The sequence below is a fragment of the Klebsiella sp. CD33 genome, from assembly GCF_051992865.1.
Taxonomy (GTDB): domain Bacteria; phylum Pseudomonadota; class Gammaproteobacteria; order Enterobacterales; family Enterobacteriaceae; genus Klebsiella; species Klebsiella pneumoniae.
This window is the reverse complement of the sequence record NZ_CP197023.1, coordinates 3,024,181-3,045,677: the sequence shown is the minus strand read 5'-3', so window position 1 is coordinate 3,045,677 and position 21,497 is coordinate 3,024,181. Positions and strand designations below refer to the sequence as shown.

Genomic DNA, 21,497 nt, shown 5'->3' with positions numbered 1-21,497 from the left:
CATGTTCGCGCATTGTGATGTGAACGCCTTCTATGCCAGCTGTCAGACCGCCTTCCGGCCAGACCTGAAGGGGCGGCCGGTGGTGGTGCTGTCGAACAACGACGGCTGCGTGATCGCCCGCTCGGCGGAGGCGAAGCCGTTTGTGAAAATGGGCGAACCCTACTTTAAGCAGAAGGCTGCGTTTCTTCGCTACGGCGTCGTGGCGTTTAGCAGTAATTATGAGCTGTATGCCGACATGTCCAGCCGGGTGATGGCCACCCTGGAAGAGCTCACCCCGCGCTGCGAAATTTACAGTATCGATGAGGCCTTTTGCGATGTCAGCGGTGTGCGTCATTGCAGAGATCTGACCGATTTTGGCCGCGAAATCCGTGCCACGGTGCTGCAGCGTACCCATCTGACGCTGGGCGTTGGCATCGCCCCGACCAAAACCCTGGCGAAGCTGGCCAACCACGCGGCGAAGCAGTGGCCGCGGCAGACGGGCGGGGTAGTGGACTTGTCCTGCCCGCAGCGGCAGCGAAAGCTGATGGCGCTGCTGCCGGTGAGCGAGGTCTGGGGCATCGGGCGGCGGATCGGCAAAAAGCTTGAAGCGATGGGGATCGGCACGGTACTCCAGCTGGCGGAGAGCGATATCCGCTTTATCCGCAAGCACTTCACGGTGGTGCTCGAACGAACGGTACGGGAGCTGCGCGGCGAGCCTTGCCTGGCGCTGGAGGAGTTTGCCCCCGCTAAGCAGGAAATTATCTGCAGCCGCTCGTTCGGGAATCGGATTACGGCCTATGAGGATATGCGCCAGGCGATCTGCAGCTATGCCGCGCGGGCAGCAGAAAAGCTGCGCGGTGAGCATCAGTACTGCCGGTTCGTCTCCGCCTTTGTCAAAACCAGCCCCTTCGCGCTGAATGAACCCTATTACGGCAACAGCGCCTCGCTAAAGCTGCTGACGCCGACCCAGGACTCCCGGGATATTATCGCCGCGGCGACGAGCTGTCTGGATGCCATCTGGAAAGCGGGGCATCGCTATCAGAAGGCCGGCGTGATGCTCGGCGATTTCTACAGCCAGGGCGTCGCCCAGCTGAATCTGTTCGACGAGCTTGCTCCGCGGCAAAACAGCGCCAGACTGATGCAGGTTCTCGATCAGCTGAATGCGAAAAACGGCAGGGGGGCGCTCTATTTTGCCGGCCAGGGGATCCAGCAGCAGTGGCAGATGAAGCGAGAGATGCTCTCGCCGCGCTACACCACGCGATACGGCGACCTGCTCCGCGTCAGATAACGCGCGCTATCCCTGCACCGCGGCCGGAAAAACCGCCGCCAGCCAGTCAATAAAGACGCGGAGCCGGGGCGGGACGTGCCGGTGCCGGGCATAGACAACGTGAAAAGGATAGGGGGCCGGGCGCCAGGCGCTGAGGATCTCCACCAGTTCGCCGCTCGCCAGCGCCGGTTTCAGCGAATAGGTAAAGGTCTGCACAATGCCTAAGCCCGCCTCGCCGGCGGCAATATGCGCGTTGCTCTCATTGATGCCGAGATGGGGCTCTGTCTTCAGCTCGGTGCTGACGCCGTGACGCGTAAAGCGAAACGGAAACGCTCTGCCGCTGGCCGGCGACAGATAGCTGATGAGCCGGTGGCCATGATGTAGTTCATCCGGCGAGGCGGGGGTGCCGTAGCGCTGAAGATAGCCAGGGGTGGCGCAGGTGACCAGCGTCGCCTCGCCGATTTTACGGGCGATCAGCGTCGAGTCTTCCATCGGACCGCCGCGGATGGCGCAGTCAATATTGCCGCTGATGAGGTCCGCGGGCTTATCGGCCACCTGCAAATCGATACGGATATCCGGCCAGGAGGTCATAAAGTCCGCCAGCAGCGGGATCAGCACATCGCACGCGGTCGACCCGCCGATGGCGATCCGTAGATGGCCCTTCGGCTTATTGCGGGCGGTATTGAAAGACGCGTCGATCTCTTCCAGGTCTTCCAGCAGACAGCGGGCTTTTTCATAGTACTCCCGTCCTTCCGGCGTCACGGTAATACGCCGCGTGGTGCGCTGCAGGAGGGAAACCCCAAGATGCGCTTCCAGTTGCTGAATGGTTTTGCTGAGGGTGGCGTTGGGCATATTCAGCGAGTCCGCGGCGCGGGTAAAGCTGCCGGCTTCGACAACGCGAGTGAAGGCTTTGAGAGCTGAAAACCGGTCCATTATTCGCTTTATCCTGGTTACTGGAGGTCATTATCCACCGAGGGGAAGAGTGTTTTTCAGATTAGGCCATTTTTCCGCCTCGCCGGGACGATTACAGTGCTTTCCATACCCGGCGGGGCGCGTTCGCGTGCCTGGCCTGTTTATACTCTAACCAAGGAAATGCACCATGAGCAAAAAACTTGCGGATAAAGTGGCGTTAGTCACCGGCGGCAGCGCCGGGATTGGCCTGGCGTCGGCGAAAGCACTGGCGGAGCAGGGCGCGAAGGTGTACATCACCGGCCGCCGTCAGGAGGAGCTGGATGCGGCGGTAAGATTCATCGGGCCCGCCGCCCGCGGGATCCGCGCCGACGCCGCCGTGTTAAGCGACCTTGACGCGGTATTTGCGACCATTGCCGAAGAGTCCGGCCGGCTGGATGTGCTGTTCGCCAATGCCGGCGGCGGAGACATGCTGCCGCTGAGCGCCATCACCGAAGCACACGTCGACCGGATTTTCGCCACCAACGTGCGCGGGGTGGTGTTCACCGTGCAAAAAGCGCTGCCGCTGCTCGCCGATGGCGCCTCGGTGATTTTGACCGGCTCTACGGCGGCGGTAAAAGGGACGGCTAACTTCAGCATCTATAGCGCCAGTAAGGCCGCGGTACGCAGCCTGGCGCGCTCCTGGGCGCTGGAGGTTAGCGACCGCGGGATCCGCATCAATGTGGTCAGCCCGGGGCCGGTACGTACCCCGGGTCTGGGAGGGCTGGTGGCGGAGGCGGACCGCCAGGGCTTGTTCGATGCTCTGGCGGCCGGCGTACCACTCGGGCGGCTGGGCGAGCCGGAGGAGATTGGCCGGACGGTGGTATTTTTAGCGTCGGATGAGTCGAGCTTTATTAACGCCGCGGAGATCTATGTCGACGGCGGGCTGGCGCAAATCTAAGCGCCTGCCGTCGCCGCACTGACCTGACCGGGCAGAGGCGCTTTCAGCAGGGCGATCAGCAGCGTACTGCCCACCATGATCCCCGCCGCCAGCCACACCATTCCCGACAGGCCAGCTGAGGCGATCAGCTGGCCGCCGACAAACGCCCCGGTGCCGATGGCGGCATTAAAAATGGCCACATAAATGGCTGACGCCGGCTGGGCGACAGCGCCCGCGCTGCGCAGCAGCCAGGTCTGTAAGCCTACGAACACAATCGCGATGCCGGCGCCCCACAGGGCTAACAGTAGCCCGCTAAAACAGAACGGCAGTGGCGCAAGACGGGCGGCGCCAAGGAGCGCCAGCGCGCCCCCGCTCAGCAGCAGCGCAGCGAAAATCAGCCCCTTCAGATGACGATCGATAAGCTTACCCGCGATAACGTTACCCAGCAGCCCGGAAACCCCTGACAGCAGCAGCAGGCCGGAGAGGGCGGTCGCCGGGACTCCCTGCAGATTTATCAGCAGCGGTTCAATGTAGGTGAAGGCGGCAAAGTGAGCGGTAATGATGCAGGCCGTGGCGCCATACAGGCCACCGAGCAGCGGATTGCGGAAGATATCGCGATAAACACGCAGCCTGACGGGGGCAGGGGCGGCCAGCGGGGGCAGCGTCGAGCACAGCACCGCAGCGGCGGCTAGTGACAACAGGGCCATCGACATAAACGCGAGCCGCCAGCCCGCCAGGGTGGCGATAAAGCTCGCCAGCGGCACCCCCACTACGCTTGCCGCTGACACGCCGCCAAAAATGATCGCCGTGGCCAGCCCCAGCCGGTGCGGCGGCACCAGCTGCGCGGCGACAATGCCAATTAAGGCCCAGAAGGCGCCATGCGCCAGGGCGCCAATCATGCGGGCGCTCATCAGGGCGAACATCGAATAAGACCGGGTTGCGGCGAGGCAGGAAAGCGCGAGGATCAGCATCAGCCCGACCAGCAGCGCCTTGCGGGAAATACGCGCCGGCATTGCGCCGGAAAGCAGAGCCGCCAGGGCGCCTACCCAGCCATAGGCGGTGACGGCGAGGCCCACGCCGGATTCCGTCTGGTGAAAATCCGCCGCCAGGGCGCTGAGCATGCCCACCGGCGCCAGTTCGCTGGTGACGATCGAAAAGGCGCAGATCCCGAGCGCAACGACGGCAATCCAGACGCGCGCCGGCGCCGGGTGGAGGGGTAAAGCAATCTCTTTCATATCAGGCGTATCCTTAGGAAAGGAGCGTTCCGCGCGGTGCACGGACGTTCAGGTGAGGAGAGAGCAGGCGACCGGATGGCCTGGTTGTCTCCGCGAATGGCGTGCAGTATCATCTCTGCGAAACTGATAAAAAAGAGCGGAAAACGGAGAGTCGTTTTCCATATATGGAAAATAGATGACCGCAGAATTTCACTGGGATGATGCTCGCATATTCCTCGCCATCGCCCGGGCGGGAACGCTGAGCGGCGCCGCCGACAAGATGAACATGGGAATTGCCACCGTGTCCCGCCGGCTGGATCGGCTGGAGCAGGCGTTGAACGTTCCGCTCTTCAGCCGCCATCAGAGCGGCTACCGCCTGACCGACGATGGCGAAGCCCTGTTCGCGCGGGCGGAGGCGCTGGAATACGCTGGCCTGGCGTTCGGCGAAGCGGCGCAACTGCAGGGGCATGTCGCCGGGCTTGTCCGTCTGGCCACCTCGGATAACCTGGCCACGCATTTTATTCTGCCCTCCCTGAAAGGGCTCCTGGACCATTATCCCGAGCTGCGGGTGGAGGTGCTGAGCGGCGTGCAGCCGGTGAACCTGCACCGTCGGGATGCCGATCTGGCGATCCGCATGGTCAAGCCTGAGGCCGGGCATCTGACGTTAAAGCGGCTGGGGACGGTGGGGTTTGGCGTCTATGGCGCCGCCGACTGTCTGGTCGGCGCGGACGGCCTGTCGCTGAGCGAGGCGGACTTTGTGGGGTGGCCGGAAACTCACCAGCACCTGCCGGCCGCCCAATGGATCACGCGCACCCTGCGCGGCCGGCCGTGTAAAGTCGAAGCCAATACGCTCGTGGCCCAGGTTTCCGCAGTATCCGCGGGCCTCGGATTGGGCGTCCTGCCGCACTTTATGGCGCGGGCCAGCGGCCTGCAGTGCCTGCAGCCGGAGATCGGCGCGGATCAGACCCTCTGGCTGGTGATGCATTCTGACCTGGCCGGATCCAGACGCGTGCGGGTTCTCGCCGACCATCTCATCGCTCTCTTTGCGGACCATCAAGATCGGCTGGCGATGCCCTGAAGGGGCGCGGCTTGGGCGTGTATCGATAAGACTGCCCGAGGCTGACGAGCCACGATTTTTTCCGCGCCAGCTAACAGTGATACTCGCCGCGCAATATTCGGCCCAATGCTGCCCCGCAGTCGAAAATACTGCAGAGTGAGAGGATATCCCCGTCCGGCAAAATAATTTTGTGTTGTGGCCAGCGCGGCATTGTTGCGCTCCCCCAGAAATGCCTGTCGATGTTAGGGTGAGACGTTTATCACCACAGGAGAACGCAAATGATTGTCAGGACCTGGCACGGCTGTGTGCCATTGCAACATGCTGAGGGGTTTGTCCGCCATCTCGAGCGGACCGGCGTGGAACACGCTCAGAGCATCGCCGGCAACCGGGGGGCGCTGGTGCGCCAGGAAAACCAGGGCGAATGGGCGCATTTCTTTCTTGCCACCTACTGGCAGGATCTCGCGGCGGTCAAAGCCTTCGCTGGCGAAGACTATCACGTCGCGGTCACCTATCCGGACGACGAAGCATTCGAACTCCTCTCCGACCCCTATGTGTTTCAGCATGAAGTCGAGGCCGTGTCGCCGCTGTAGGCTGATGACCGGGCAGGTGGAAGATTGGCCAGCAGCAGGCGGTTGCTGGCTGCGCGAGATCTACTGAGGTCGCGTGTTAATTAACCAGGAACAGATCAACTGCGCCAGCGTTAGCAGGGCGGCCTATGCCGGAGCCGCCGGCGCTGCCCCAACTTTTATATTGCCTATCTGCGCGATCCTGACGGAAATAAGCCGGCATGCGTTTGTCAGCATTATTCTCCCGCTGCAGATAGGTGCGTAACCAGAAACAGGCGCTTCGCTTGTCGCATCTTACATGTCCAGGAGGATTTAATGTCTGTATCTTTTCAACACCGTTTTATTCTTACAGGTGGCCCAGGGTCAGGCAAAAGCGCGATAATTGATTCGATGATAAAACGAGGTTTTTGGTGTTCTAAAGAGGCTGGAAGAGGCGTTATTCAAGATCAGGTAAACATCGACGGTGATGCACTACCATGGGCCAATCAGCGTGCATTTGCAGAGCTTATGCTATCCTGGGAAATGCGCTCGTGGCACGAAGCGGAGGGGCAAAAATCACTATGCTTCTTCGACCGTGGCGTTCCTGATGTTTTAGGTTATTTACGTCTTTCTGAACTTACCATACCGAGGCATCTGGAAAACGCTATCGCGAAATTTCGCTATAACCGAACCGTATTTATTGCACCGCCCTGGCGTGAGATATATGTACAGGATGCCGAGCGCAAACAATCTTATGATGTTGCCGTTGCGACATATCATGCAATGGTGAAAACGTACCGTCTGTATGACTATCAGTTGATTGAATTGCCATGCGTTTCAGTTGAAGAACGTGTGGATTTTATTCTTTCCAGAGTCGTACTTTGATAAAACAGCAACTATGCGTAATGGTGAATCACCATACCTGAATCTCACGTATTCTGGTGAACATACCACACCCGTTTCTACCACCTTGCGGGCGTCGTCAGCGCTATCATTTTTTGAAAGTCTCAGTCCATTGCGCGGCCCAATGCTTCACTGGTCATCGCTACATTCAAACCAGACTCCTTTGCGTTCAGCAACGTTAACGCAAACAGGAGTTGATGCAGGATTTGAATATAAAAACCAACGGGCAAGTGGCGTGTTGCGAAGAAGCCGTTTTGTCTTCCCTAAAATGAAATTTAATACATTGAGTATCGCGCAAATAAAGCGTTTACAAAGGCAGGAAAATCAGCCAGGAAGTCATGCTAACTGGCTGATTTTATTTAATTAGGCTTCGTTTTTAGATGACTGCTTATGAAACAGTTCGCGGAATACCGGGTAGATATCCTCCTGGTCGCGAATATGCTGCATGGCGAAATTATCAAAGGTCGCCTGCAGGTGTTCATACTCGCGCCACAGGGTCTGATGCGCCCGGCGGGTAATTTCGATATAGCTGTAATAACGCACCACCGGCAGAATTTTCTTCGCCAGCAGTTCGTGGCACAGCGGGGAGTCATCGGCCCAGTTGTCGCCATCCGACGCCTGGGCGGCGTAGATGTTCCACTGCGCCGGATCATAGCGGGCCTGCACTACTTCATCCATCAGCTTCAGGGCGCTGGAGACAATGGTGCCGCCGGTTTCCTGAGAATAGAAGAATTCGTGCTCATCCACCTCTTTTGCCTGGGTATGGTGGCGGATATAGACCACGTCGACGTTTTTATAAGTCCGGCTGAGGAACAGATACAGCAGGATATAAAAGCGCTTGGCCATGTCTTTGGTGGCCTGGTCCATCGAGCCTGAGACGTCCATCAGACAGAACATCACCGCCTGGCTGGAAGGCTCCGGCCGTTTTTCGTAATTTTTGTAGCGTAAATCAAAGGTGTCGATAAACGGCACCCGCTCTATTTTAGCCCGCAGTTCGGCAATCTCTTTGCGCAGGCGCTCCTCCTCCAGCAGTTGCACCGGTTCGCTGCGGCTGATGGCTTCCAGATCCTCCTCCAGGGCGCGCAGTTCACGACGCTTGCCGGCGGTCATCGCCGTACGGCGGGCCAGCGAGTTCTGCAGTGAACGTACCACGCTGATGTTGGCTGGCACCCCATTGGAGGTAAAACCCGCGCGATGGGTTTTAAACTCATTCAGCTGCCGGTGCTGGTTTTTCTTCAGGTTCGGCAGGGCCAGATCTTCAAATAACAGATCCAGGTATTCATCTTTCGAGATCTGGAAGACAAACTCATCCTTTCCTTCACCATCGGCGCTGGCTTGCCCCTGACCGCTACCGCCGCCGCCGCCACCGCCCTGCGGGCGCTCAATGCGGTCGTTTTGCACAAAATGGTCGTTGCCCGGGTGGACGCGGTTGCGCAGGCCGCCGCGACCCTGATGAAACATCGGCTCGTTGATATCGTCCGTCGGGATCGAGACGGATTCTCCGCTCTCAATATCGGTCACCGAGCGCTTGTTGATGGCCTCGGAGATCGACTGTTTAATCTGCGCCTTATAACGGCGCAAAAAGCGCTGGCGGTTGACGGCGCTTTTGTTTTTCCCGTTCAGGCGTCGGTCTATGAACCAGGTCATATGCCCTCCTGTACTGCATTAGCCAACTTTACTTATCATCATTCAGCTGCAGTTGACCCGGCGGCGTGCCGCCGGGTTGGACGCATCAGGACGATTTACGAACCCGCAGGTACCACTCGCACAGCAGGCGAACCTGTTTGCGGGTGTAGCCTTTCTCCATCATGCGGTCGACAAAGTCGTCGTGTTTTTTCTGCTCATCGGTTGAGGTTTTGGCATTAAACGAAATGACCGGCAACAGCTCTTCGGTATTGGAGAACATTTTCTTCTCAATAACCGTGCGCAGTTTCTCATAGCTGGTCCAGTTCGGATTACGTCCGCTGTTGTTGGCTCTGGCGCGCAGCACAAAGTTGACGATTTCGTTACGGAAGTCTTTCGGGTTGCTAATCCCGGCTGGCTTCTCAATTTTCTCCAGCTCGGCATTCAACGATTCACGGTCAAACAGCTGCCCGGTGTCCGGATCGCGGTATTCCTGATCCTGGATCCAGAAGTCAGCGTAGGTGACATAGCGATCGAAAATGTTCTGTCCATACTCGGAGTAGGATTCCAGATAAGCGGTCTGGATCTCTTTGCCGATAAACTCGGCGTATTTCGGGATCAGATAGCCTTTGAGGAATTCCAGATAGCGCTCGGCCTGCTCCTGTGGGAACTGTTCACGCTCAATCTGCTGCTCCAGCACATAGAACAAATGCACCGGGTTAGCGGCCACCTCGACGTGGTCGAAGTTAAATACCCGAGACAGGATCTTAAAGGCAAAGCGGGTGGAGAGCCCGTTCATCCCTTCATCAACCCCGGCGTAATCGCGATACTCCTGATAGGACTTCGCTTTCGGGTCGGTATCTTTCAGACTTTCGCCGTCATAGACCCGCATCTTCGAGTAGATGCTCGAGTTCTCCGGCTCTTTCAGGCGCGACAGAATCGAAAAGCGCGCCAGGGTTTCCAGGGTGCCCGGGGCGCAGGGCGCATGGGTCAGCTCACTGTTGTTGAGCAGTTTTTCATAGATGCGGATCTCTTCGGAGATACGCAGGCAATAAGGCACCTTGACGATATAGACGCGGTCGAGGAAGGCCTCATTGTTCTTGTTATTACGGAAGGTCACCCATTCCGATTCGTTGGAGTGAGCAAGGATGATCCCGTTAAACGGCAGGGCGGAGATCCCTTCGGTGCCGTTATAGTTACCTTCCTGGGTGGCGGTCAGCAGCGGATGCAGCACCTTAATCGGCGCTTTAAACATCTCGACGAACTCCATAATCCCCTGGTTGGCGCGGCACAGCGCACCGGAGTAGCCGTAGGCGTCCGGGTCGTTCTGCGCATAGTGTTCCAGCTTACGGATATCCACCTTACCGACCAGCGCTGAAATATCCTGGTTGTTTTCATCACCCGGTTCGGTTTTGGCGATGGCAACCTGCTCGAGAATCGATGGCCAGACTTTAACCACGCGGAATTTAGTGATATCGCCGCCAAACTCGTGCAGGCGCTTGGCCGCCCACGGCGACATAATGGTGCCGAGATAGCGGGTCGGGATGCCATACTCTTTCTGGAGGATCTGCGCATCTTCCTGCGGATTGAACAGGCACAGCGGGTGATCGTTGACCGGACTGCGTTCGCCGTTGGCGCTCAGCACATAGATGGGCACGCGCTGCATCAGCGCTTTCAGCCGTTCAGCCAGCGACGATTTACCACCGCCCACCGGCCCCAGCAGATAGAGGATCTGTTTCTTCTCTTCCAGCCCCTGGGCGGCATGCTTGAGGTAGGAAACGATCTGCTCAATGGCGTCTTCCATACCGTAAAACTCTTCAAATGCCGGATAGCGTGCGATAACCCGGTTTGAAAAGAGACGGGATAGCCGCGGCTCGAGAGCCGTATCAACCATGACGGGTTCACCAATGGCCATCAACAGACGTTCTGCCGCATTGGCATAGGCACTGCGATCTTGCCGGCAGATGGTAAGAAACTCCTGCAGTGTGAACTCTTCGTCCTTGGCAGCTTCGTAGCGCTGGCGATAGTGATCGAATATATTCATGGCATGCCGTCCTTTCGTTTTTTAGCACAGGTTGAGAGCCGTTCATATGAATAGTGGGGGCCCCCGGAAGACATAAGCTGAACATCGCTCTCCTGGTATCCAGCAACCCTTATGCCAGGTTGCGGGTGGGGTAGCGTGAATGTGCCCGGCAATTACACCTTCTAAATTTAAGCGTAGATGCATTTAGAAATCTTGCATGGCGCAGAAAATCAATTTCAATGACATATCAATAACTCATCCTGAACATGACGCTTTTTGATTCGTTGGGACGCAAATTTGTCATCGGGCTGTCACCGGATGGTAAGAGAAGGGTGGCAAAGTGAACGATTTGTGTCATATCGGGTAAAGAATTTGAGGCATGAGACCTACGACGGTACACTGCACGGGCTGATTATTTGACAACGGGAATATGGATTGTGACTAAAATCAAACTTCTGGCACTCGGCGTGCTGATAGCGACGTCCGCCAGCGCGGCGCATGCCGACGGGAAGTTCACTCTTGGGGCTGGCGTAGGGGTCGTTGAGCATCCGTATAAGCAATATGATGCGGATGTCTATCCGGTGCCGGTCATTAGTTATGAGAGCGAAAACTTCTGGTTCCACGGTCTGGGCGGGGGTTACTACCTGTGGAATGACACCAACGATAAACTGTCGATTACGGCCTACTGGTCGCCAATGTACTTCAAGCCGGGCGACAGCGACAGCGAGCAGATGCGTCGACTGGATAAACGTAAATCGACCGTGATGGCCGGTCTTTCTTATGTCCACAACACGCCCTATGGCTTCCTGCGCACGACGATTGCCGGCGATACGCTGGATAACAGCAACGGTATTAACTGGGATCTCGCCTGGCTGTACCGTTACACCAACGGTAACCTGACGCTGACGCCGGGTATTGGCGTGGAGTGGAACAGCGACAATCAGAACGAATACTACTATGGTGTCTCCCGGCACGAGTCGCGCCGCAGCGGCATGCGCAGCTATGACCCGGACAGTAGCTGGAACCCATATCTGGAACTGTCGGCTAACTATCGCTTCCTCGGTGACTGGAGCGTTTACGGCGTGGCGCGCTACACGCGTCTGTCGGATGAAATTACCGACAGTCCGATGGTGGATAAATCCTGGAGCGGTCTGATCTCCACCGGGATCACCTACACCTTCTGATTGTGCATTCTTACAGTGCGCTTCATGCATCAAAACAGGGCCTTGCGCCCTGTTTTGCTTTATGGTGGTGCATACGTTTAAGGAGGAGAAGATGGTGAAAAAAACAGTACGCTTCGGCGAGCAGGCGGCAGTGCCGGCCATCGGGCTGGGCACCTGGTATATGGGCGAACTTGCGGCGCAGCGTCAGCAGGAAGTGGCTGCACTGCGTGCGGGCATCGACCATGGACTGACGGTGATCGATACGGCGGAAATGTACGCCGACGGCGGGGCGGAGGAAGTGGTGGGCCAGGCGATCCGCGGTCTGCGCGACCGGGTAGTGCTGGTCTCCAAAGTCTATCCCTGGCATGCCGGCAAAGCGGCGATGCACCGCGCCTGTGAAAACAGCCTGCGCCGGCTGCAGACCGACTATCTCGATATGTATCTCCTGCACTGGCGCGGGGATATCCCGCTGCAGGAGACGGTTGAGGCGATGGAAAGGCTGGTGGCCGAGGGCAAGATCCGCCGCTGGGGCGTCTCTAATCTGGACACCGAGGATATGCAGGCGCTGTGGCGGACGGCGGATGGCGAGCACTGTGCAACCAACCAGGTGCTCTACCATCTCGCATCGCGGGGCATTGAATACGATCTCCTGCCCTGGTGCCAGCAGCACAGTCTGCCGGTGATGGCCTACTGCCCGCTGGCGCAGGCGGGGCGCTTACGCGATGGACTTTTTCAGCATAGCGATATCATTAATATGGCTAACGCGCGGGGGATTACGGTAGCGCAACTGCTGCTCGCTTGGGTGATTCGTCATCCGGGAGTGCTGGCGATCCCGAAAGCGGCCAGTATTGAGCATGTGGTGCAGAATGCCGCAGCGCTCGACATCGTCCTTAGTGGGGAAGAGCTCGCGCACCTGGACCGCCTCTATCCGCCGCCGCAGCGAAAAACCCGGCTGGATATGGTTTAACCCATCGTTCACGGCAAAGAAAAACAAAAGCCCCGTTACCAACGGGGCTTTTGCTATTAGCGTTTTTTCACGCTGATGGTTTGCGCCAGGCGAGAGGGCGTCTCTTCGCTGGCTTTCTGCGGCTGGGTTACGCAGCAGGTTTCGACGCAAACGAAGGTTTTGTAGCCATCGTCCGGCATATCGCCCATGCTGACGGACAGCGCCGGGCCCGGGTTCCAGGCCACCACATTGTGCTGATGATGATGCACCACGTCGATAGTGCGGTTTAGCGCGTCGTCATGGATCACGCTGCAGCTGTCGGCGTTGAGATAGACGCGATCGGTGCGGTCAGGGAAGGTCTGCACGCCGTTGCTCAGAACGCCTTCTTCGGCATTGTTCACTTTATCGATATAGCGCTCGCCAAGACCGCTCACCTTCACCGCCGCGATATCGCCGACGTTGAAATAGCTGTGCAGGGCAGAGGTGGTCTCGAATTCACCGTGGGCTTCCAGCTCGATTTCACAGGTCTTACCCAGCTTAAAGCGGGCATAGAGGGTGAACTCGTGCGGCCAGAGCTTCATGGTTTCAGCGCTGTGCTGGAGCGCAAAGGTCAACATTACGCCGCTGTCGTCTTCGTCATGACCTTCCAGGGTCCATGGCAGATTGCGGGCAAAGCCGTGCGACGGCAGACCTTGCTGCGCAGAAGGACCAAACCAGGGCCAGCAAATCGGCACGCCGCCGCGCAGGGCGACGCCCTGTTTAAACGGGGTGTTGTTGCTCAGCCACAGAACTTCTTCTTCACCGGCGGGTTTCCAGGAGAGCAGGTGCGCCCCCTGCAGCGCCACAGAGGCTTTCACCTGCGGATGGTCGATGACAATCAGCTCCAGGTCGTCCAGCTGGCGACGGGAGATCACGGGAGAAATGGTTTCATTCACCGGGAGAGCAAAAATTTTATTTATCATTGTGCAATCCTATCTCTGCAGACAAAAAAAAGAGCGACCGAAGTCGCTCTTACAGATTACTTTTTCATCTCAACTTATTTGGAGATGTGGGCAATCAGATCCAGAACTTTGTTGGAGTAGCCGGTTTCGTTGTCGTACCAGGAAACCAGTTTCACGAAGTTGTCGTTCAGTGCGATACCCGCTTTAGCATCGAACACGGAAGTGCAAACTTCGCCGTTGAAGTCGGTAGAAACAACGTCGTCTTCGGTGTAACCCAGAACGCCTTTCATAGCGCCTTCAGAAGCGGCTTTGATGGCTTTCTTGATTTCTTCGTAGGACGCAGCTTTTTCCAGACGAACGGTCAGGTCAACAACAGATACGTTCGGAGTCGGAACGCGGAACGCCATACCGGTCAGTTTGCCGTTCAGTTCTGGCAGTACTTTACCTACTGCTTTAGCAGCGCCGGTAGAGGACGGGATGATGTTCTGAGCTGCGCCGCGGCCGCCGCGCCAGTCTTTGTGAGACGGGCCATCAACGGTTTTCTGAGTAGCGGTGGTAGCGTGAACGGTGGTCATCAGGCCTTCAACGATACCGAAGTTGTCGTTGATAACTTTAGCCAGCGGCGCCAGGCAGTTGGTGGTGCAGGAAGCGTTGGAAACGATGTCCTGGCCAGCGTAAGCGTCGAAGTTAGCGCCGCGAACGAACATCGGAGTGTTGTCTTTGGACGGGCCAGTCAGAACGACTTTTTTCGCGCCAGCGGTGATGTGTTTACGAGCGGTTTCGTCGGTCAGGAAGATACCGGTTGCTTCAGCAACAACGTCAACACCAACTTCGTCCCACTTCAGGTTAGCCGGGTCACGTTCAGCGGTAACACGGATTTTTTTACCGTTAACGACCAGATGACCGTCTTTCACTTCAACGGTACCGTCGAAACGACCGTGAGTGGAGTCATACTTCAGCATGTAAGCCATGTACTCTGCGTCTAACAGGTCGTTGATTGCAACGATCTCGATGTCAGAACGTTTCTGAGCAGCACGGAAAACAATGCGACCGATACGGCCAAAACCGTTGATACCTACTTTGATAGTCATATATTCCACCAGCTATTTGTTAGTGAATAAAAGGTTGCCTGTAAAATTACAAAAACCTTACGCAGCGTCAAGCGGAATCGTGTCAATCATTGCGACAAATCAATCCTGAGCAGACCTTTGCGCGATTGATTTGCCTCACTTTCCCTTTGAGCCCAATTCCATATGGGGGCTGCGCGCGGAATTTTAAAGGGCATTTAAGATAAAAACGTGATTTAAGTCACAATTATCTGGCTGCCTGTGGGCACCGGATAAGTTTAGAACAAAAGTGTACGCTTCATTGTTAATGTTTTGTTAGAATTGGAGCGAAAGTAGTCCATTGCAAAGCGAGATGTAAGCCCATGGCGAATAAACCCACCCCGGAAGAGCTGAAAAATGGCTTGAGCGAAATGCAGTTTTACGTGACGCAGCATCATGGCACCGAACCGCCTTTCACCGGACGGCTGTTGCACAACAAGAAAAATGGCGTGTACCACTGCCTGGTGTGCGATGCGCCGCTGTTTAACTCCCAGACTAAATACGACTCCGGCTGCGGCTGGCCGAGCTTCTACGAGCCGGTAAGCGCGGAGGCCATTCGCTATCTGACCGACAATTCGCACGGCATGCAGCGCATTGAGATCCGTTGCGGAAACTGTGATGCCCATCTCGGCCACGTGTTTCCGGATGGTCCGCAGCCGACCGGCGAGCGCTATTGTGTCAACTCGGCATCGCTGAGCTTCACCGATGAGCAAAATGGCGAGCAAATCAAGGGTTGAAGAAACGATTCAGCAAATTATTCCAGGCGGAGGTGAGCGGAAGATGGATATTGAGCAAATTATCGACAGTATGACGCCGGAAGTGTATCAGCGTCTGGCGACGGCGGTAGAGCTGGGAAAATGGCCGGATGGCGTCGCGCTGACGCCGGAGCAGAAGGAAAATAGCCTGCAGCTGGTGATGCTCTGGCAGGCCCGGTATAACACCGACGCCCAGCACATGACCATCGACACCAGCGGGCAGATGGTAATGAAGAGCAAACAGCAGCTGAAAGAGGATTTTGGCATCGTGCCGAAGCCGATCGCCACCGTTAAACTGCAATAAACCGCCGGCCGGCGGTGAGACGTTCCGGCGTCGGGTAACCGCGCGCCGGATGGCGTCATGTTGAATGACCGCGTCCGGCGGTCAGCCGCTTCGCTTACTTTTTGTTCATCATCGCTTTCAGATCGGCAAACGGGTTGTAAGTGGCCTCGCCGACGCTCTTTTGCGCATCTTCCCCTGCCACCACCGTGGAGCCATACTGATCGGCTTCGGTGTACTTGGAATGTTCGTGATCGTGACAGTACAGGCACAACATCTCCCAGTTGCTGCCATCTTCCGGGTTATTGGAGTGGTCGTGATCGATGTGGTGCACCGTCAGCTCGCGCAGATTGGAGTAGACAAACTCCCGTGAGCAGCGTCCGCACACCCAGGGAAAAAGCTTGAGCGCCTTTTCGCGGTAACCCACTTCCAGACGTGCGTAATTTTTGGGGATATAGGCCATGGCCCCCTGCCTCCTGTCAAACGGTTAAGCTGCGCCAGCCCCTGGCGCAGCGGATAACAGGCATCATAACCTATCCCGGGCGGCGCGATATACCTGCATTGCAGGCGATGCTGCCTGCGTCACGCCTCCCGGTGCCGACGATGCGGCGGAACAGCCATGATTAGTGTTTGATCCCCAGCGATTCCGCCAGCTGACGGGCCAGCTGATTCTGGTCATCGGCGCCATATTCCCAGAACATGGCCCCGGCGAGGCCCTTCGCCTTGATATAGTCCGCCTTAATGGCTACCGAGCGCGGGTTCTCATAGGAGAGGGCGAACAGCGACTTACCCTCCGCGGACTGCACCGACAGCCACGGAACCTTCGCCTCATCGTCCCAGTGCTCGGTAAAACGCTTTTGCGGATCGTTGAGCAGTTTGCCCACGATATCATTGTATTTCACGTAGGTGTCTTTGCTCAGGTCATAGCCCAGCGAGGCAAACAGCGCGATCTGTTGTGGCCCAAAATAGGGCTGGGTGACCGGATTGTTTTGCGCATCCGCTTTCGTCCAGTCAATCCCCGGCTCGACCGCCCGTTTCGGTACCCGGCCATAAAAACCAATCCCGAGGTTCATCTGGCTGGGTTTAAGCCCGGCGGCCAGGTAATTGTTGACCACAAAATCGGCGCTGTATTTATCCGCTGCGGCGACCGTCGGCCAGTGGCTGGAGTCATACAGATTCGAGTTGAAGTACTGCGTGCCGTAGGCCATGTCGTAGGTCATCAGGTTGATGTAGTTCAGCACTAGGGCCACCGCTTTGACGTCCACCCAGCTTTTCGGGCTCTCGGCATTGGCGCCTACGGCGATAGTCACCAGCTTTTGCTCACCGACTGCCTCACGCAGCGATTTCAGCAGGGCAGTGAAGTTGTCGCGGTCAGCCGGCTGGCTGGCCACCAGTCCCCAGGCGCCGTTGACCGGAAACTCCCAGTCGAGGTCAATGCCGTCCAGACCATATTGCTGGATGATTTTCTGCGCGGAACGAATAAAGACGGCGCGACTTTCTGCGGTCGCCGCCGCGCCGGAGAAACCACGCGCGCCCCAGCCGCCGACCGACAGCAGGACTTTGAGGTCCGGATTCTGTTTACGCAGGGCGGGGAGCTTTTGCAGATCCGCCTGCACCTTCGGCGACAGCCAGATCTCGTGCAGATGAGCAGGATCCTTCAGGGCCGCATTGGTCTCGTCTTTTTCATCGTTATAGATAAGGCCAAACGAGTAGTTGAGATGGGTGATCTGCCGGACGTCCAGCTTATCGATATCACCGCCCGGCCCGGCGGTGACGTCGCCGCCGCCGTTAAAATAGCCGACGGACATCAGCGGTTGGGCAGAGAGCGCGGAAGCGCAAAGCAAGGGCAAGGCTGCCAGCAAGGGCAAACGTTTCATAGTGGTTCCTCTTTGACATAAAAATAACCACGCCACGGAAATGGCGTGGCGAAAAAACAGCCTTGCCAGACTAGCAGCAATAACCTGTTGAAACTGCGAGAGAGTTCAATTTATGGACAATAGCGAGGCGGCAGAAGAAGACCCGGCGCGGGGGCGCCGGGGGGGAGGGATCAGGCCTGAGTTTCCCGCCAGTCGTCGAGGGTATAGAGCGTGGCGCCCGCGGCGGCCATCTCCATAAACGCCTGGCTGCTGTCCTGCGGCTGTAGATTTACGCCGCGACAGCCGTCGGTGATGACGTTGACCGCGTAGCCCAGCGCCAGGGCATCCAGCACGGTGAACTTAACGCAGTAATCGGTGGCGAGGCCGAGAACGGTCAGCTCCACGATCCCCTGACCACGCAGCCAGCCGTCCAGTTCGGTTTTCTGCCGGTGACCGTTGTCAAAGAAAGCGCTATAGCTGTCGATGCTCCGGCTTTGCCCTTTGTGGAACACAGCGGCGATCGCCTGCTGCTTGAGCAGCGGATGCAGCGCCGCGCCTTCGCTGTGCTGCACGCAGTGATCCGGCCAGAAAGTTTGCGCCAGGCCGTCCAGCTCGCCCTCGGTGTAGGGTTCCACCTGGTGCTGGCTGGCGAAACTGCCGTGATCCGCCGGATGCCAGTCCTGGCTGGCGACGATGGGCTCGCCGCGCGCCAGGCTCCAGTCGATAAGCGCATTGGCTACGTCGACGGTACTGTCGCCTTCAGGAACCGCCAGCGCGCCGCCGGCGCAAAAGTCGTTCTGCAAATCAACCAGTAACAGCGCTCGATGTGCCATACGTCCTCCTTAAGCCTCGTCGGGGGTGAGTTCGCCACGCAGATTTTGCTGCATCGCCGCGCGAATGGCGTCAACGTCCAGCTGCTGGCTAAGCAGATAGTGTAGCTTGGTCAGCGTCGCTTCCACCGTCATATCGAAACCACTGATGACCCCCGCCTGGGCGAGGGCGTTGCCGGTGGCATAGCCGCCCATGTTCACCTTTCCAGACATGCACTGCGTCAGATTGACCACCACAATACCGCGCTGGCTGGCTTCCGCCAGCACCTGAATAAACTCGCCATTCTGTGGGGCATTGCCGACGCCATAGGAGCGGAGGATCAGCGCTTTCACCGGTTGGCGCAGAAAATTACGCACCACGTCGGCGGAGATGCCGGGGTAAATCGTCACCACGCCAATCGGCTGCGGAGTGATGGGGTGCACGATAAGCTCTCCGCTGCCCTGCGGCGCCGGCGGAGTTCCGAGACGGCGAATATGGATCCCGGCCTCCAGCAGCGGGGCAAGGTTTGGCGAGGCGAAAGCGTCGAAGCCGTCGGCATGGGCTTTGGTGGTGCGGTTGCCGCGGAACAGTCGATTGTTGAAGAACAGTGCCACTTCGTTAATCGGATAGTTGGCGGCGACGTACAGGGCGTTGAGCAGGTTAATCTGACCATCGGAACGCAGCTCGGCCAGCGGAATTTGTGACCCTGTCACAATGACCGGCTTGCCAAGGTTTTCCAGCATGAACGACAGCGCCGAGGCGGTAAACGCCATGGTGTCGGTTCCGTGGAGGATCACAAAGCCATCATACTCCTCATAATGGCTGCGGATATCGTCGGCGATGTGCTGCCAGTCCTCGGGGGTCATATCGGATGAATCCATCAGCGGATGGTATTCATGGATCGTGAAGTCCGGCATCTCCGGACGATGGAACTCCGGCATCAGCGCCAGCTGACGCTGCAGATGGCCGGAAACGGGTACATAGCCGTGTTCAGAGCGCTGCATACCGATGGTCCCACCGGTGTAGGCAACGTAAATCGATTTTTTTTGCATAGCATCGCTTAGGTTGGTCGTAGACAGGCGCAGTATAAAGAGACGCAGGAAAAAATACAGCGTCGGTCGCGGGCTTTGTGGCAGTGTTGGCAGGAGAGGGAAAAAGGCTGCCCCGGGAGACGGGGCAGCCGCTGCGTATTAACGGATGTTAGCGCAGGTCAGGCAGAAGGCATAGCGATTCTGCGGGTCGTTAAACGCCGCCAGCTTGTCGCTCTCCGCTTTCACCGTCTCGGCCGCCGCGGCGACCGGCGCAGGCAGCCAGGCCTGAATGGCCGCCGGCAGCGAGGCGCGTACCGAGCCGGTCAGGCTGTCCAGCACCATCGAGAAGAAGGTCGGCTCTTCCTGATAGTAGTTGAGGTGCCAGGTTTTCAGCTTCGCCAGCTCGGCGGCTTTGGCCACCGCGTCGTCGAAGTCGCCGAGGCTGTCGACCAGGCCGTTGGCTTTAGCATCTTCCCCGGTCCAGACGTGGCCCTGGGCGATCTGGTCGATTTTCTCCGGCGTGCTCTTACGGGCGTTAGCCACCAGGGTGATAAAGCGCTGATAGCCATTCTCAATGCTCAACTGCATCAGCTGCTGCACTTCCGGCGGCAGCGCTTTGGTGCTGGAGACATCCGCCAGCGGCGACGTGGCGACGCCGTCGGTGTGGACGCCAATCGACCCGAGGGTATTTTCCACGGTGTTGATCACCCCAAAGATGCCAATGGAGCCGGTGAGGGTGCTTGGGTTCGCCACGATGTAATCCGCTGGGGTGGAGATCCAGTAGCCGCCGGACGCCGCCATGCCGCCCATCGAGACCACTACCGGTTTACCGGCGGCTTTGGCTGCCGCCAGCTCTTCACGAATGATTTCCGAAGCGGTTACGCTGCCGCCCGGGCTGTTTACGCGCAGAACGATGGCCTTAATTTTCGGATCGAGGCGCGCATCGCGAATTTGCGCTGCGGTGGTGTCGCCGCCGACGTTGCCCGGGGTCTCTTCACCGTCCATGATGGCGCCGTTGGCGAAGATTACCGCGATGGCGGAACCCTGGTCAGACGGCGTCTTCACGTTGTAGTCGTAATAGCTGATTGCCCGGTAATTGTTATCCGCTTTGCTCCAGCCAAACTGTTTGGTCAGCGCCTTTTCCACTTCCGTGGAGGTCGCCAGCTCATCCACCAGCTTATTGTCCAGCGCATATTTCGCCGTATCGCCGCCCACCTTACGCAGGCCATCGATAATGCCCTGGGCGCCCGGGAAGAGCTGCTGGGCGGTGATCTGGCGGTTGGCGGCAATGGTGTTGAGGTAGTTCTGCCACAGTTCGCCAATCCAGCGGCTATCCGCTTCGCGGGCGGCAGGGGACATATCATCGCGGATGAATGGTTCGACGGCGGATTTATAGGTGCCGACGCGGAAGACATGGGTGGAGACCTTCAGCTTATCCAGCAGCGATTTGTAATATAGCCCGTTGGTAGCGAAGCCGTGCAGGTCTACCTCGCCCTGCGGCGAGAGCCAGATTTTGTTGGCGAAGCTCGCCAGGTAGTACTGGCCCTGGCTGTAGCTGCTGCCGACGGCATACACCGGTTTGCCGCTATCGCGGAATTCGCGCAGCGCTTTGCCGATGTACTGCATGGATGGCTGGTCGCCGCCGACGAAGTTTTTCAAATCCAGCACAATACCGGTGATATTGCGGTCATCCTTCGCCTGGCGAATGGTCTGCACGATATCGAACAGGGAATTCTCCTGCAGACGGTCCGAGCTGGCGCCAAACAGCTGGCGGCCAATCACGCCGAGCTTGCTGCTGGCGGATGGTTTATCCACCACCACGCCGGTAATATCCAGCAACAGCGCGCCGCGCGCGGCATGTTCGCTGGTGGTACTGCTGAACTGGCTCCAGATGCCGATACACACCAGCACCAGCACCAGGAAGATCGCATTGAGGGCCAGTTTGCGAATAAAGTTGAGTATCCGCCACGTCCATTTAAAAAAGCTGGCAATCAGTCGCCAAAGGGTTCGCATGTCTTCTCCCTAACGTTATCTAAAAAGGGCAGGCCGCAGGGGCCGCCGCGTCTGGCTATCCTAAAGAGTGAGCCGTCGGTTGTCAGCAGGAATCACCGACCGCGCTGTAACAAAATCCTTGTGCATGTTAATTTTATGAAAAATGACATCACAGGAG

Annotated in this window: 22 protein-coding genes; 10 read left to right on the top strand and 12 right to left on the bottom strand. The window is 57.8% G+C overall.

Features of this window, described 5'->3' with window-relative positions; genetic code table 11:
- Nucleotide 1 precedes the first annotated feature (1 nt).
- Nucleotides 2-1,267: a Y-family DNA polymerase gene (locus tag ACR809_RS15130; protein WP_122051404.1), complete on the top strand. Its 1,266-nt coding sequence runs from the start codon at nt 2-4 to the stop codon at nt 1,265-1,267.
- A gap of 6 nt (nt 1,268-1,273) precedes the next feature.
- On the opposite strand, the gene ACR809_RS15125 is transcribed toward ACR809_RS15130, so the two are convergent.
- Nucleotides 1,274-2,179 carry a LysR family transcriptional regulator gene (locus ACR809_RS15125; RefSeq protein WP_004140447.1) on the bottom strand — a complete coding sequence of 302 codons (906 nt, stop codon included), beginning with the start codon at nt 2,177-2,179 and terminating at the stop codon, nt 1,274-1,276.
- A gap of 166 nt (nt 2,180-2,345) precedes the next feature.
- Here ACR809_RS15125 and ACR809_RS15120 point away from each other — a divergent pair, with 166 nt between their 5' ends.
- Entirely contained in the window at nt 2,346-3,095 is a 750-nt protein-coding gene (locus ACR809_RS15120; RefSeq protein WP_002901225.1) for an SDR family oxidoreductase, read from the top strand.
- Here ACR809_RS15120 and ACR809_RS15115 read toward each other — a convergent pair.
- Nucleotides 3,092-4,309 (bottom strand): MFS transporter, encoded by a 1,218-nt coding sequence (locus tag ACR809_RS15115; RefSeq protein ID WP_023284999.1) that lies wholly within the window; start codon nt 4,307-4,309, stop codon nt 3,092-3,094. The genes ACR809_RS15120 and ACR809_RS15115 overlap by 4 nt on opposite strands.
- A 175-nt stretch (nt 4,310-4,484) precedes the next feature.
- Here ACR809_RS15115 and ACR809_RS15110 point away from each other — a divergent pair, with 175 nt between their 5' ends.
- Nucleotides 4,485-5,366 carry a LysR family transcriptional regulator gene (locus ACR809_RS15110; RefSeq protein ID WP_040174341.1) on the top strand — a complete coding sequence of 294 codons (882 nt, stop codon included), beginning with the start codon at nt 4,485-4,487 and terminating at the stop codon, nt 5,364-5,366.
- A 70-nt stretch (nt 5,367-5,436) separates the two neighbouring features.
- On the opposite strand, the gene ACR809_RS15105 is transcribed toward ACR809_RS15110, so the two are convergent.
- Entirely contained in the window at nt 5,437-5,556 is a 120-nt protein-coding gene (locus tag ACR809_RS15105; protein ID WP_004140436.1) for a hypothetical protein, read from the bottom strand.
- A gap of 67 nt (nt 5,557-5,623) precedes the next feature.
- On the opposite strand from ACR809_RS15105, the gene ACR809_RS15100 reads away from it, so the two are divergent.
- The 3 genes from ACR809_RS15100 (at nt 5,624) to ACR809_RS15090 (ending at nt 7,160) form a co-directional block, all read left to right on the top strand.
- Nucleotides 5,624-5,935, top strand: a complete 312-nt coding sequence (locus tag ACR809_RS15100; RefSeq protein ID WP_122051403.1) for a hypothetical protein — start codon at nt 5,624-5,626, stop codon at nt 5,933-5,935.
- 291 nt (nt 5,936-6,226) lie between these two features.
- Nucleotides 6,227-6,775 carry an AAA family ATPase gene (locus tag ACR809_RS15095; RefSeq protein WP_095221630.1) on the top strand — a complete coding sequence of 183 codons (549 nt, stop codon included), beginning with the start codon at nt 6,227-6,229 and terminating at the stop codon, nt 6,773-6,775.
- Nucleotides 6,776-6,788: 13 nt separating this feature from the next.
- Complete coding sequence (locus tag ACR809_RS15090; protein WP_129111253.1) at nt 6,789-7,160, top strand: hypothetical protein; 372 nt, start codon at nt 6,789-6,791, stop codon at nt 7,158-7,160.
- Here the strand turns inward: ACR809_RS15090 and ACR809_RS15085 are convergent.
- Nucleotides 7,157-8,440 (bottom strand): YeaH/YhbH family protein, encoded by a 1,284-nt coding sequence (locus tag ACR809_RS15085; protein ID WP_004140429.1) that lies wholly within the window; start codon nt 8,438-8,440, stop codon nt 7,157-7,159. The genes ACR809_RS15090 and ACR809_RS15085 overlap by 4 nt on opposite strands.
- An 85-nt stretch (nt 8,441-8,525) precedes the next feature.
- The gene (gene yeaG / locus ACR809_RS15080) at nt 8,526-10,460 is read right to left on the bottom strand and encodes a protein kinase YeaG (RefSeq protein WP_002901234.1); all 1,935 of its coding nucleotides are present in this window, start codon (nt 10,458-10,460) and stop codon (nt 8,526-8,528) included.
- A 416-nt stretch (nt 10,461-10,876) separates the two neighbouring features.
- Between yeaG and ACR809_RS15075 the strand changes: the two genes are divergently transcribed.
- Nucleotides 10,877-11,623 carry a MipA/OmpV family protein gene (locus ACR809_RS15075; RefSeq protein ID WP_002901236.1) on the top strand — a complete coding sequence of 249 codons (747 nt, stop codon included), beginning with the start codon at nt 10,877-10,879 and terminating at the stop codon, nt 11,621-11,623.
- A 91-nt stretch (nt 11,624-11,714) separates the two neighbouring features.
- Entirely contained in the window at nt 11,715-12,569 is an 855-nt protein-coding gene (locus tag ACR809_RS15070) for an aldo/keto reductase (protein ID WP_122051402.1), read from the top strand.
- Between the two features lie 56 nt (nt 12,570-12,625).
- Here ACR809_RS15070 and ACR809_RS15065 read toward each other — a convergent pair whose 3' ends face one another.
- Nucleotides 12,626-13,510 carry a D-hexose-6-phosphate mutarotase gene (locus ACR809_RS15065; protein ID WP_002901240.1) on the bottom strand — a complete coding sequence of 295 codons (885 nt, stop codon included), beginning with the start codon at nt 13,508-13,510 and terminating at the stop codon, nt 12,626-12,628.
- Nucleotides 13,511-13,584: 74 nt separating this feature from the next.
- On the bottom strand, nt 13,585-14,580 hold the full coding sequence (gene gapA / locus ACR809_RS15060) for a glyceraldehyde-3-phosphate dehydrogenase (protein WP_002901243.1): 996 nt from the start codon (nt 14,578-14,580) through the stop codon (nt 13,585-13,587).
- A 338-nt stretch (nt 14,581-14,918) separates the two neighbouring features.
- On the opposite strand from gapA, the gene msrB reads away from it, so the two are divergent.
- Both msrB and ACR809_RS15050 read left to right on the top strand, forming a co-directional pair.
- Entirely contained in the window at nt 14,919-15,332 is a 414-nt protein-coding gene (gene msrB, locus ACR809_RS15055; protein ID WP_002901246.1) for a peptide-methionine (R)-S-oxide reductase MsrB, read from the top strand.
- 43 nt (nt 15,333-15,375) lie between these two features.
- Nucleotides 15,376-15,654 (top strand): YeaC family protein, encoded by a 279-nt coding sequence (locus tag ACR809_RS15050; protein WP_002901249.1) that lies wholly within the window; start codon nt 15,376-15,378, stop codon nt 15,652-15,654.
- A gap of 94 nt (nt 15,655-15,748) precedes the next feature.
- Here ACR809_RS15050 and yajD read toward each other — a convergent pair whose 3' ends face one another.
- The 5 genes from yajD to sppA form a co-directional block, all read right to left on the bottom strand.
- On the bottom strand, nt 15,749-16,093 hold the full coding sequence (gene yajD / locus ACR809_RS15045) for an HNH nuclease YajD (RefSeq protein WP_002901254.1): 345 nt from the start codon (nt 16,091-16,093) through the stop codon (nt 15,749-15,751).
- 160 nt (nt 16,094-16,253) lie between these two features.
- A complete protein-coding gene (locus tag ACR809_RS15040; RefSeq protein WP_122051401.1) occupies nt 16,254-17,507 on the bottom strand; it encodes a glycoside hydrolase family 18 protein in 1,254 nt (417 codons plus the stop codon).
- 170 nt (nt 17,508-17,677) lie between these two features.
- Nucleotides 17,678-18,319, bottom strand: a complete 642-nt coding sequence (gene pncA, locus ACR809_RS15035; RefSeq protein ID WP_023312962.1) for a bifunctional nicotinamidase/pyrazinamidase — start codon at nt 18,317-18,319, stop codon at nt 17,678-17,680.
- Nucleotides 18,320-18,328: 9 nt separating this feature from the next.
- Nucleotides 18,329-19,348, bottom strand: a complete 1,020-nt coding sequence (gene ansA / locus ACR809_RS15030; protein WP_004176535.1) for an asparaginase — start codon at nt 19,346-19,348, stop codon at nt 18,329-18,331.
- 138 nt (nt 19,349-19,486) lie between these two features.
- A complete protein-coding gene (sppA, locus tag ACR809_RS15025; RefSeq protein ID WP_004140411.1) occupies nt 19,487-21,340 on the bottom strand; it encodes a signal peptide peptidase SppA in 1,854 nt (617 codons plus the stop codon).
- Nucleotides 21,341-21,497: the final 157 nt, after the last annotated feature.